The following is a 12,108-nucleotide window of genomic DNA, read 5'->3' on the forward strand; positions in this document are numbered from 1 at the left end:
CGCCCGGGATACCGACCTGCGGCGGTGTCGCGCCTAGGGTGTGAGTGTGTGGCGTCGGGAAAGCAGGTCTGCGAACAACACAGCGGTGGACAACGCTGTGTTGTTCGGTGACCTGCACGATTCGTCCACCGGAGTCGGCATCGCTCACGCCGCCGAGGCGGAACGCACGCGGCTGCGCGCGGAGGCGGCCGATCTGGGCGGTCCTTCGCCCCTGAGCAGCTTCCGCGACGGCCCGGAGTCGGGGATCGACATCTCCAAGGCGCATCCCGGCAGTCTTCCCCAGTTCATCACCGGCAAGTCGACGCTCCTCTCCAATCTCTTCCGCGACGAGGTGGGGCTGCGGACAGCGCGGTTGGCTGCGGAGCGCATCACGGCCAAGAACACCGAGCTGCGCACCGTCCGCGGCATCGAGGCCGTGCGCCTCGCCGTGGGCGTCGCACGGTGGCGCATCGGCGGCGCGGAGTTCGCGGCGCCGGTTCTGCTGCGACCGCTCGCGATCCGGCGGCACCATACCGACTTCGAGCTCAAGCTGCAGGGCGCGTTCGAGGTGAATCCCGAGCTCGCGCGGATCACCCGCGAACACTTCGGCCTGTCCCTCGACGCGACCGCACTCGCCGCGCTCGCGTACGACGGCGGCATCTTCAAGCCGCAGCCGGTGATCGACAGCCTGCGCGCCCTCACTCGGTCCATCGACACCTTCTCGGTCGAACCGCGGCTCGTCGTCTCCACCTTCGCCGACGTCGCCGGGGCCATGTCCCAGGACGGCGGCAGCCTCGACCACCCCGTCCTCAACGCCCTCGGCGGCCACGTCGGCGATCGGGAGCAGGTCACCGCACCTCGGGCGATTCCGCACCACGTCGGTCCCGATGACCGCGCCCCCGCGTCGGACAACCTGCTCCTCGACGCCGACGCGGAGCAGGAGGCGGTCCTCGCCCGCATCGCCGCCGGTCATTCCCTGACCGTGGCGACCCTCCCCGGCACCGGCGGGACGCAGACCGTCATCAACGCGGTGGGTGAGCTGGTCCGCGCAGGCAAGAAGGTGCTCGTCGTCTCCGCACGACGCTCCACGCTGGACGGCGTGCGCCACCGCCTCGCCGGCATCGGGCTCGACAGCCTCGCGGTGTCCCCGGTGAGCCTGCGCCGCGACCTCGTCCGGGCGATCGGACGCAATGAGAAGGCGACGGCGCCGAAGGTCAGCGAGGTGGACGACGCGCTGGTGCGGCTGCGCACGGTGCTGCGCGACTACCGCGACGCGCTGACCGTCCCGGTCCCCGGCCTCGACGCGTCGGTGCTGGACGCGACCAGGCACCTGACTCGTCTCGCGTCCCTTTCCGTCCCGCCGTCGACGACGGCGCGGTTGAGCGTGGACGCGCTGCGGCGGCTGGCGAAGGACCGGACGGATGCGGCTGCGGCGTTGGCCCAGGCCGCCCGCCTCGGCGAGTTCCGGGTCGGTCCGAACGACTCGCCCTGGTACGGCGTCACCTTCGGCAGCACCGAGGCCGCCCGTGCCGCCCACGAACTCGCCGGACGCCTTCACGCCGACAGCGTGCCCGCCCTGCTGGAGCGCGGCTACGAACTCATCGCGCAGACGCACATGCGGCCCTTCTCGACGATCGACGAGCTCGGCGAGTACCTCGGGCTGCTGGAGGGCATTCGCGACACTCTCGATCGCTTCAGCCCGACGGTGTTCGAGCGCCCGCTCGGGGAGCTCATCCAGGCGCACGGCTCTCGGCGGGATGCGCCGGGCATGTCCGGGGCGAACCGTCGTCGGCTCCGCCGGCTGGCCAAGGAGTACGTCCGCCCCGGCGTGCACGTGACGGAGATGCACGAGGCGCTGCTGCGCATCCAGACCCAGCGCACGCAGTGGCAGCGCTACGTCGACGCGGGCGTCGCCCCCGAGATCCCGCTCGGTCTCGCCGACGTATCCGCCGCGTGGCAGCGCGTCGAGGCGGAACTGGCCGAGCTGGATGCTGCGCTCGGGCGCCGGGAACCCCTCGCGTCGCTGCCCGTCGCACGGCTGGTGCGGATGCTCGCCGGCCTCGCTGCGAAGTCCGACGTCTTCGAGAACCTCGTCGAGCGGGCCCAGCTGCGCGACAAGCTGGCGCTCCTCGGCCTGGAACCGCTGCTGACCGAGCTCTCGGTGCGGCACGTCTCCGAGGCGCGCGTGGGGGAGGAGCTCGAGTACGCCTGGTGGCAGTCCCTCCTCGAACGCGCGCTGCAGGACAACCGGGCGCTGCTGGGGGCCAACACCGCCGTGGTCGACCGCTTGGAGCGCGACTTCCGACTGGTGGACGAGGCCCATGCAGCCATGGCCGGACCGCTGCTCGCCTGGCAGCTCGCGAACCAGTGGCGCATCGCCATCGTCGACGAGCCCGAGCAGTCCCAGAACCTGCGTCGCGCTCTGACCCAGCCCGCGACGACGGCCGCCGAGGTCGTCAGCGCCGCGCCGACCCTCGTCGACGTGCTGGCTCCCGTGTGGATCTCGTCTCCCTACCTCGTGCCGGAGATCCCGGATGCGGTGGACTTCGACACCGTGCTCCTCGTCGACGCCGCCGCCATCAACCTCGCCGAGGCGACCCCTGCCATCCGCCGCGCGCGCCAGATCGTCGCGTTCGGCGATCCGGTGACGCAGCGCCCCTCGCCCTTCCGCATCGCGGTCGATCCCGCAGCGGACTGGGAGGAGGAGGTGCCGTTCGACGAGGTCTCCGTGTTCGAGCGCCTGTCCGAGCTGTTCCCGGTGATGACGCTGACCCGGAGCTACCGCGCCGGCGGCGAGGATCTCGCGGAGCTCATCAACGACGCGTTCTACGGCGGAGAGATCGTCTCCCTCCCGTGGGCCGGTTCGTACCTGGGGCGCGGCAGCCTCACGGTCGACTATGTCGAAGGGGGCACCGGCACCCCCGACCCCGTCTCGGGCGCCGTCGAGAGCCCCGACGCCGAGGTCGCACGCGTCGTCACCCTCGTCGTCGAGCATGCGGTGCATCGCCCGACCGAGTCGCTCATGGTCGTCACCGCCAGCACGCGCCATGCCGAGCGCGTGCGCGCCGCCGTGACCGCCGCCTTCGCGGGACGCTCGGACGTCGCCGACTTCGTCGCCCGCGACACCGCGGAGCCATTCGCGGTGCTGACGCTCGAGGAGTCGGTCGCGGAGAGCCGCGACCGCGTCATCTTCTCCCTCGGCTTCGGACTCACGAAGCACGGCCGCGTCCTCAGTGACTTCGGCGACCTGTCCACGCCGGACGGCGAGCGGCTGCTGACCGTGGGCATGACCAGGGCGCGGCGCTCGATGGTGATCGTGTCGTCCATCCGCCCCTCGGCCTTCGACGACGGGCGCCTCGAGCACGGCGCGGCCACGCTCATGTCGATCCTCGGCGGTCTCGCGGCCCGTGCGCGCGATGCCCGGCTGGAGGATCTGGCCGACCCGCTCACGCTCGCGCTGGCCAGGGAGCTCCGGCGTCTCGGGGCCTCCGTCGACGTCGACTACCGAGGGCTCCTGCCGCTCGTGGCGCAGCACAACGGCAAGGCGGTCGTGATCGAGTCCGATCCGGAGTCCCGGGGAGAATCCCTGCGCGAGACGCTGCGGCTGCGCCCTCATGTGCTCCGTCGCCTCGGCTGGCACTACGTCCGCGTGCACGCGTTCGACCTCTACAGCGACCCGCGCACCGTGGCGTCCCGGATCGCGACGGTGCTCGGCATCTCCGAGACGGCTCCGCGCGCGGAGAACGACACGCAGCCCCTCGACCTCGGCGACCACCGGAATGACTGACGGCCGGGACGAGCCGCGGCAGCGGGTCGTCCGGGTGCCGGGCTCCCGGCGGGCGCGGCTGACGCCGGTCCAGGGCAGCGATCCCGCGCCCGCGGTGCCGGAGAACGACGCGCGACGACCTTCCGCCCCCGGCGGCGACCGGAAGGGTCCCAACGACGACCAGCTCCTCCGCGACGTGCCCCCGCACTACTGACGCGACCACCCCCGGGACGAGAAAGACCCACGGCCCTCCGAGGAGAGCCGTGGGTCGTGAGGGCGGTGCGGTCAGACGCCGCGCGGACCCTGCTGGGTCTTGAGCAGATCGCGGATCTCGACGAGCAGCTCCGCCTCGGTCGCGGCGGCCGGCTCCTCCTCGGGCTCCTCGGCGGGCGTGCCCTTGCGTGCCTCCACGTGCGCCTTGAAGGTGTTCATCGGCAGGACGAACACGAAGTAGACCACCGCGGCGACCGCGAGGAAGCTGATGATCGCCGAGATGAGGTCGCCGATCGGGAAGACGACCTCTTCGCCGTAGATGTTGGTGACAGGGATGCCGAACTTGCCGGCGGCATCGGCCTTGAGGAAGAGCGCGATGAGCGGGTTGATGATGCTGTTCACCACGGCCGTCACGACGGCGGTGAAGGCGGTGCCGATGACGACCGCGACGGCCAGATCGATGACGTTCCCGCGGAGCAGGAAGTCCTTGAAACCTTTGAGCATGGAAACCCCCAAGTCGACTGGGCCTCAGTTCGAGGCGGGAGTCGACGCAGCAGCCGGTTTGGCGCTCGTCGTCGAATCCGACTTCGATGATGCCGAAGCATCCTTCGAACCCACGGATTTGGCGCGCGAGTCCGTGCGATAGAAGCCGGAGCCGTTGAAGGTCACGCCGATCGAGCCGTACTGCTTGCGCAGGGCGCCGCCGCACTCGGGGCAGACCGTGAGCGCGTCGTCGGAGAAGCTCTGGACGGTGTCGAACTGGTGCCCGCACGCGGTGCAGGCATAGGCGTAGGTGGGCATGGCGGTCCTTGCGGGTCAGCGTCGCCGAGGCGACAGATGCAGCGTCTGCGACGGGGTCACGATGCCGTCGACCGGCTGATCGTGCACCTCACGCGGCAGTTCGTCGAGTACCTCGGAATCATAGATCACCGCGTACACCGGAGGGCACTTCTCCATGGAGCCGATGGTCTTGTCGAAGTAGCCGCGGCCCCAGCCCATCCGCATGCCCGAGCGGTCGACGGCGGCGGCGGGGACGATCATCAGGTCGACGTCGTTCACGGCGATCGGGCCGAGCACCTCGCCGGTGGGCTCCGGCAGGCCGTAGAGCCCCTCCGCGATCTCGTCGGTGTCGTCGGCGACCGCCCAGTCCAGCAGTCCGTCGGAGCGGGTGACCGGGAGGAGGACCCGGATGCCGCGGCGGACCGCGCGCGTCACGAACTCCCTGGTCCCCGGCTCCGTGGTGGTGGAGAGGAAGCAGGAGACGGAGCGGGCCCCGAGCTCGTCGACGAGGGCGTCGAGCCGTTCGCCGATCGCCGCCGCAGCGGCTTCGCGCTGGGGATCGGACAGGAGTTGACGCCGCTCGCGCAGCTCCGCGCGGAGGGCTCGCTTGGCGTGCTCGACGTCGTTAGCCATGGTCCGAGTCTAGGGCGGCCCCCACCGGTAGGCTGTGGGAATGGCTCACGAGAAGATCAAGGCTGTCATTCCCGCTGCCGGGCTGGGGACACGATTCCTGCCCGCGACGAAGGCGATGCCGAAGGAGATGCTCCCCGTCGTCGACAAGCCGGCGATCCAGTACGTCGTCGAGGAGGCGGCGAACGCCGGGATCGAGGACATCCTCGTGATCATCGGACGCAACAAGAACGCCATCTCCAACCACTTCGACTCCGTCCCGGAGCTCGAGGTCAAGCTCATGGAGAAGGGTGACACCGGTCGCCTGGAGCGCGTGATGAAGTCGAGCGACCTCGCCGACATCCACTTCGTCCGCCAGGGCGAGCCCAAGGGCCTCGGCCACGCCGTGCTCCGCGCTCGGACGCACGTCGGCGACAGCTCGTTCGCGGTGCTGCTCGGTGACGACCTCATCGACGAGCGCGACCCGCTGCTCACGGAGATGATCGCCGAGCACGAGCGCACGGGCGCCGCCGTCGTTGCCCTCATGGAGGTCGACCCGGACAACATCCACATGTACGGCGCCGCGGCCGTCGAGGCGATCGAGGGGTCGGACGCCGTGCGCGTCACGGGCCTCGTCGAGAAGCCCGCGAAGGAGGACGCCCCGTCCAACCTCGCCATCATCGGGCGCTACGTGCTGCCGGCATCGGTCTTCGAGATCCTCGAGCGCACCGAGCCCGGCAAGGGCGGAGAGATCCAGCTCACCGACGCGCTGCAGGAGCTCGCGACGGCCGAGGGCGGCCCCGGCGTGGTCGGTGTCGTCTTCGGCGGTCGTCGCTACGACACCGGCGACCGCGTGGACTACATCAAGGCGATCGTGCAGCTCGCGGCCGACCGGGACGACCTGGGCACGGAGCTGCGCCCCTGGCTCAAGGACTTCGCGGAGCGCCTCTAGGCGCCTGGCGGTCGTCGGAGGTGCGGCGTGGAGCTGTCGACGGGGATGCGGCACGGACCGGTCGAGCTGCGTCTCATCCGGACGAAGGACGCGCGGCCTCTGCAGCAGGAGCTGCTCACCAACCGTGCGTGGCTGCAGCCGTGGGAGGCGACGATCCCGCACGGGGCCGTGTCCTTCGACATGCGGGTCAGCATCCGCCGGCTGCTCCAGCAGTACCGGGACGGTGGTGGCTACCCGTTCGTCATGGAGTACGACGGCGAGGTCGCCGGACAGCTGAACGTGTGGGGCGTCGCGCGGGGCTCGCTGTGCTCGGCGACGATCGGCTACTGGGTGAGTGAGCGATTCGCGGGTCGGGGCATCACCCCGACCGCGGTCGCGCTCGCCACCGACGCCTGCTTCACCGAGTACGGGCTGCATCGGATGGAGATCTGCATCCGGCCCGAGAACGCCGCGAGCCTTCGCGTCGTGCAGAAGCTCGGCTTCCGGTACGAGGGGCTCCGCCGTCGGTACATCCACATCGACGGGGACTGGCGCGACCACTACGCCTTCGCCCTCACGCAGGAGGAGGTTCCGCAGGGCGTCCTCGCCCGGTGGATCCACGGACAGGTTCCACCGCACGCGGCGACGATCCCGCCAGCGGACCGCCTGACCCTCTGACCCCCCTCACGCGGCGACTCGCCGCGACACGCGCCCCGACTGCACGGCGCGGCCGGTCCGCCGCCGTTACCGTTGTCCTATGGACGGGCCGGTGCTGAGTGGGGGAGTGATCGTGCTCGTCGCCGTGCTCCTGTGGATGCTGTATCTGCTGCCCTCCTGGCGCGGTCGCTTCCAATACAACGCCGCCGAGCGCAACGCCGTGCGGCTGAATCAGGCGCTGCGGATCCTCGCCGAGACGAGCGAGACCCCCAGCGAGGTGCACATGGAGCTCAACGCCCGCACCGTGGTCGCGCAGCAGAAGCTCGCGAAGCGGCTGCAGGCCCAGCGTGAGGCCGCCGAACTCGAGGCGCTCCGTCAGGAGCTCGCCGCCACCCGCGCCGACCCCGTGATCCGTCGGGCCCGCGCCCGCCGACGCGTGCGTCTCGTCGCGACCAGCATGCTCGTGCTCGGCCTCGCCGCGGTCGGCTTCGGCATCTGGCAGCTCGTCGCCACCGGGGGAGCAGTCCTCCTCTGGGCCGGCGGTACCGCGGCGCTGATCGCCACGATCGTCCTCCAGCGGATGGCGTCCGTCGCCGTTCGCGCCGCTCGTCGTCCGCAGGCTGCGGTCGCGGAGACCGTCGAGGAGCGAGTCGCGCCGACGCTGCACGACCAGGGCCCCGCCACCTGGACCCCCCGCCCGCTTCCCGAGCCCATGGTGTCGGTGGCGGGTTCCCGCGCCCAGGCCGCGCGCGCCGAGATCGATGCGCAGGAGGAACGCCGGAAGGCCGCCCGCGTCGCCGCGCTCCGCGCCCGCGCCGAGGAGATGGCGGCGCCGGCCGCCCCGGTCTCGCTCCCCGCGGCCGCGGCGGAATCGCCGTATGCGCGGATGGGGTTCGTCGACGACGCCGAGATCGAGGCGCACGTGCGGGAGCTCCTCGCCCGGCGCGCCGCTGGATGACCGTCGCGGTGAGCGCGGGCCTCCGAGCGTGATAACGTAGATGTCGTTCACGGGCCTATGGCGCAGTTGGTAGCGCGCCTCGTTCGCATCGAGGAGGTCAGGGGTTCGAATCCCCTTAGGTCCACAGAGAACAGAACAGCGAAACCTTGCCCCGCGACTGTGCGGGGCAAGGTTTTTTTGTGGCGGCACCGGATTCCGAGCGCCGTGGGCAGACGGCTCCGAGGATCGTGGGGGTTCGATCCGGTGCCCGTAGGCTGAGGGCATGGATGCGACGCCCAGCGAGTCCGGCTCGACCCTGCACACGCATGCCGTCGACAGCCAGCGCCGCGCCGCGGCCCTCGGCGAGGGGAATCGGGTGCTGTCCCGCACGCAGAAGGTGTACGTGGCGCTCCGGGACGACATCGTCCGCACCCGGCTCGCCCCGGGGGAGATCGTCATCGAACCCGAGCTGGCCGCGCGCTTCGGGGTATCGAAGACGCCGGTACGGGAAGCCCTGCAGATCCTCGTCGTCGAAGGCCTCGTCGTGGCCCTTCCTCGTCGCGGGTACGTCGTCCGCCCGCTGGGCATCAACGAGGTCCGCGAGGTGCTCGATCTGCGCCTGATCATCGAACCGCCCATGGCCGCGAGTGCGACGCGCTACGGCAGCGAGGCCTTCATCGCGGGGCTCAGCGCGATCCTGGACGCGCAGCGCAGCGGCTCCGGTACGGCGGAGCTCACGGATGCGGCGCGTGCGTTCCACGAGTGCATCCTCGGTGCGGCGCGCAACGCTCGGGCGAAGACCCTCATGAGCGGCCTGTTCGACGAGACGACACGAAGCCATCACCTGATCCCGGCGATCGATGCGCGCATCCACTCGGACGTCGAGAACAACGGGCATCAGCAGGTGCTGGAGGCGATACGGACCGGCGATCCGCGAGCGGCCGAGGAGGCCATGCGCCGCCACCTCGTCGAGCTGCGGGAGTTCGTCCTCCAGGCGTTCCTCGAAGCCTGAACCGTCTTCGGCGCAGGAGCGAGGCGTCGCGCGCGAGCGAGATATATCTCGGGAATATCGCTATTGTGCCGGAGATATTCGACGGCTATGGTGGTGCCGACACCGTGGTCGGCTCCCCGGCCTCGGTGCGAGTCGCCGAGAGGATCCAGAGTGCTGCGACGCCGCATCCGCACCTTCACCGAGCTGTTGAGCTTCGCTCCGCCGTCGCTGCCGACCGAGGCGAAGCGCATCGCCCAGACTCGCTGTCTCAACGACCTCCGACAGCTCGCGAAGCGGCGGGTGCCGGGATTCGTGTTCGACTACGTCGAGGGCGCTGCGGTGACCGAGCAGGCTGCCCGCGACAACGAGTCGGCGTTCGCCCGCCAGAGGTTCGTGCCCTCCGTCACCGAGAGTGCAGCAGGGGCGTCGCTCACCACCCGCCTGCTGGGACGCGAGCACGCGATGCCGATCGGCATCGCCCCCATCGGTCTCACCGCCCTCATGCGCGCGGCCGGTGAGACCGACGGAGTTCGCGCGGCCGCCAACCGCGACGTGCCGTTCGTGCTCTCCACCATGGGCACGCGGAGCATCGAGCACGTCGCCGACGCCGCGCCCCGTGCGCGCCGATGGTTTCAGCTCTACCTCCGGCGCGATCGCGCGGCGTCGCTCGCCCTCATCGAGCGGGCTGCTGCGGCAGGCTTCGACACCCTCGTGCTGACCGTCGACACCCGGGTGCCAGGGCAGCGCTACCGCGACGACCGCAACCGACTCTCGATGCCTCCGCGTCTGACGTTGCGCACCGCCGCGCAGTCGGCGCTGCATCCCGCGTGGTCGCTCGATCTGCTGGCGCACGACGCGCCGGCCATGGCGAACTTCGGCCCGCGTTCCGGACGCGTCACCGACGTGGTGGGCAGCATGTTCGATCCCGCGCTGTCCTTGGACGACGTGCGCTGGCTACGGACACACTGGAGCGGGCCGATCGTCGTGAAGGGCGTGCTCTCCGCCGTCGACGCCGAACGCTTCATCGACGCCGGCGCGGATGCCATCTGGGTCTCCAACCACGGCGGTCGTCAGCTCGACCGTGCGATCGCGCCCATCGAGGTCGTCGGTGCGGTGCGCGCCGCCGTCGGCGACGACGTCCCGATCCTGCTCGACTCCGGCATCCGCAGCGGCCTCGACGTGGTGGCCGCCATCGCGTGCGGAGCCGACTTCGTCTTCCTCGGCCGCGGATACATGTACGGCCTCATGGCAGGCGGTCGGGCCGGGGTCGAGAGGGCGCTCGACCTGGTGGCGAGCGAAACCCTGTCGACGATGCAGCTCCTCGGCGTGCGCACGACCGCAGAGCTGCGCGGCCGGGGGACCGCGGTCCTCGCGCCGACCGGATAGCCACGACCACGCCAGCACTTTTCAATGACGAAAGGACACCCCATGGCCAACGAACAGCAGCGCACCATGACCCCGCAGGCGAGGCGCGCGATCGCCGCCGCCTACTTCGGCACCCTCATCGAGTGGTACGACTACGCCCTCTACGGTGCCGCCGCGGGCCTCGTGATCGGCCCGCTCTTCTTCCCGGACGTCATCCCGGCCTCCGCCTCGATGCTCGCCTTCGCGACCTTCGCCGTCGGCTTCGTGGTGCGGCCGCTCGGCGGCCTCCTCATCTCCCACCTCGGCGACCGGGTCGGCCGGAAGCCGGCGATGATCCTGACCATCGTGCTCATGGGGATCGCGACCGTGGGCATCGGCCTCCTCCCGACCGCCGAGGCGATCGGGCTGGCGGCGCCGATCCTGCTGATCCTGTTCCGCTTCGTCCAGGGCTTCGGTGCCGGAGCGGAGCTCGCCGGCGCCCTCACGCTCGTCGCCGAGTACGCCCCTGAGCGCCGTCGCGGGCGGGTCATCGGACTGGTCACCTCGGGCGCTCCTGGGGGAGCGTTCCTCGCGACGTTGGCCTTCACCTTCGCCTCGATGCTGCCCGGTGACGTATTGCTGGGCGGGGCCTGGCGCATCCCGTTCCTGGTCTCCGCCGTGCTCTTCGTCCTCGCGCTGTGGATCCGTCGTCGCCTCGAGGAGACGCCGGAGTACCGGGCCGCGGTCGCGAACGCCGAGCAGGCCGCGACGAAGGTGCCTCTGGCGGAGCTGTTCCGCCGCAGTCCCCGCGAACTCGTCATCGGCTTCTTCAGCGTCTGCGGGCACAACGTGACGAACTACGTGCTGAGCGCCTTCGCGCTGAGCTACCTCACGCTGACGGTCGGGATGCCCCGGGTCCAGGCACTGATCGCCGTGCTGGTCGCCTCGTTGCTCACCGCCTTCGCTCCCGTCCTCGGCGGGATCGCCGTCGACCGATTCGGGGCCAAGCGCGTGGTCGTCTTCGGCTCCGTCGCCGGCATCGTCCTCACGTACCCGGTCTTCCTCTCGCTGCAGTCCGGCGACCCGGTACTGGCTGCTCTCGGGATGACGGCGCTCGGCGTCATCGCCGTGGGGGCGACCGCCGCATCCACCGGGACCTTCCTCACGAACCTCTTCCCGACGCGGTACCGCTTCACCGGTGTCGCAACGGCCCGGGAACTCAACGGCGCCCTGGTCGCCGGCCCGACTCCCCTCGTCGCCACCGCTCTCGTCGCGGCCGCAGGGGGAGGGCTCTGGCTCGTGGTGCTGTTCGTCATCGGCGCCTGCCTGGTGTCGCTGCTGGCCGTCGTCGCGACGCCGAAGCGCATCGGGGACCTGCAGCCCGAGGACCTCTCCGGCTCTTCCCGGTTCGCGCCGACCGGAAGGGTGGCGGACTGAGGGAACGGGCGACACGCCCGGGAATCGGCGGTGATTTGCCCGATGCCCGGAACCCACGTAAGTTATTACCTGTTCGCCCCAAACGGTTGAGCGGAGGTCCTCGGACCGGCTCCCGTCAAGCATCGAACACCTCCCGAATCCCACACACTCACTGAGTGAACAGGATGAAGGATGCTGATCCGTCCCCACGGTCAGGCCGAAGAAACTCGGACTTGACAACGGAAACGAGATCGGTAAGATAGAGAAGTTGCCCTGCGGGCCTGGTTGTGATGACTGGGTCGTGGGAGCATCCGATCCTTGAGAACTCAACAGCGTGCACTTGTCAAATGCCAAATTATCCTCGTCTAGCTTCGGCTGGGTGAGAATTCCTTTGGATCAAAGACCAACCTCCTTGTGGGGTTGGCAATGGATGAAGTCAGCAATGAATTTGTCTCTTTGGTCAGCATCAAACTCGCTGCGTTCCG

At 70.2% G+C, this 12,108-nt stretch carries 11 protein-coding genes and 1 tRNA gene; 9 read left to right on the forward strand and 3 right to left on the reverse strand.

The window, feature by feature from the left end:
- The first annotated feature begins 85 nt into the window (after nucleotides 1-85).
- On the forward strand, nucleotides 86-3,766 hold the full coding sequence (locus CYL12_RS16980) for an AAA family ATPase (RefSeq protein WP_233486786.1): 3,681 nt from the start codon (nucleotides 86-88) through the stop codon (nucleotides 3,764-3,766).
- A complete protein-coding gene (locus CYL12_RS16985) occupies nucleotides 3,759-3,959 on the forward strand; it encodes a hypothetical protein (protein ID WP_101848600.1) in 201 nt (66 codons plus the stop codon). Before CYL12_RS16980 ends, CYL12_RS16985 begins: the two co-directional genes overlap by 8 nt.
- A gap of 71 nt (nucleotides 3,960-4,030) precedes the next feature.
- On the opposite strand, the gene mscL is transcribed toward CYL12_RS16985, so the two are convergent.
- The 3 genes from mscL to CYL12_RS17000 are packed head-to-tail and all read right to left on the reverse strand — an operon-like array spanning nucleotide 4,031 to nucleotide 5,371.
- Nucleotides 4,031-4,462 (reverse strand): large conductance mechanosensitive channel protein MscL, encoded by a 432-nt coding sequence (mscL, locus tag CYL12_RS16990; RefSeq protein WP_101848601.1) that lies wholly within the window; start codon nucleotides 4,460-4,462, stop codon nucleotides 4,031-4,033.
- Nucleotides 4,463-4,486: 24 nt separating this feature from the next.
- Nucleotides 4,487-4,759 (reverse strand): FmdB family zinc ribbon protein, encoded by a 273-nt coding sequence (locus CYL12_RS16995; RefSeq protein ID WP_101848602.1) that lies wholly within the window; start codon nucleotides 4,757-4,759, stop codon nucleotides 4,487-4,489.
- 15 nt (nucleotides 4,760-4,774) lie between these two features.
- A complete protein-coding gene (locus CYL12_RS17000; protein ID WP_071328804.1) occupies nucleotides 4,775-5,371 on the reverse strand; it encodes a 5-formyltetrahydrofolate cyclo-ligase in 597 nt (198 codons plus the stop codon).
- A gap of 40 nt (nucleotides 5,372-5,411) precedes the next feature.
- On the opposite strand from CYL12_RS17000, the gene galU reads away from it, so the two are divergent.
- From galU to CYL12_RS17035, 7 genes are all read left to right on the forward strand, one after another.
- The gene (gene galU / locus CYL12_RS17005) at nucleotides 5,412-6,299 is read left to right on the forward strand and encodes a UTP--glucose-1-phosphate uridylyltransferase GalU (RefSeq protein ID WP_101848603.1); all 888 of its coding nucleotides are present in this window, start codon (nucleotides 5,412-5,414) and stop codon (nucleotides 6,297-6,299) included.
- Between the two features lie 45 nt (nucleotides 6,300-6,344).
- Nucleotides 6,345-6,956, forward strand: coding sequence for a GNAT family N-acetyltransferase (locus CYL12_RS17010; RefSeq protein ID WP_101848873.1), 612 nt, complete (start codon nucleotides 6,345-6,347; stop codon nucleotides 6,954-6,956).
- Between the two features lie 79 nt (nucleotides 6,957-7,035).
- Nucleotides 7,036-7,893 (forward strand): hypothetical protein, encoded by an 858-nt coding sequence (locus CYL12_RS17015; RefSeq protein WP_101848604.1) that lies wholly within the window; start codon nucleotides 7,036-7,038, stop codon nucleotides 7,891-7,893.
- 51 nt (nucleotides 7,894-7,944) lie between these two features.
- A tRNA-Ala gene (locus CYL12_RS17020) sits at nucleotides 7,945-8,017 on the forward strand.
- A gap of 138 nt (nucleotides 8,018-8,155) precedes the next feature.
- Nucleotides 8,156-8,884, forward strand: coding sequence for a GntR family transcriptional regulator (locus CYL12_RS17025; RefSeq protein ID WP_101848605.1), 729 nt, complete (start codon nucleotides 8,156-8,158; stop codon nucleotides 8,882-8,884).
- A 150-nt stretch (nucleotides 8,885-9,034) separates the two neighbouring features.
- On the forward strand, nucleotides 9,035-10,249 hold the full coding sequence (locus CYL12_RS17030; protein ID WP_233486787.1) for an alpha-hydroxy acid oxidase: 1,215 nt from the start codon (nucleotides 9,035-9,037) through the stop codon (nucleotides 10,247-10,249).
- Nucleotides 10,250-10,291: 42 nt separating this feature from the next.
- Nucleotides 10,292-11,644: an MFS transporter gene (locus CYL12_RS17035; RefSeq protein ID WP_233486788.1), complete on the forward strand. Its 1,353-nt coding sequence runs from the start codon at nucleotides 10,292-10,294 to the stop codon at nucleotides 11,642-11,644.
- Nucleotides 11,645-12,108: the final 464 nt, after the last annotated feature.

The organism is Zhihengliuella sp. ISTPL4 (genome assembly GCF_002848265.1).
Lineage (GTDB): Bacteria > Actinomycetota > Actinomycetes > Actinomycetales > Microbacteriaceae > Microbacterium.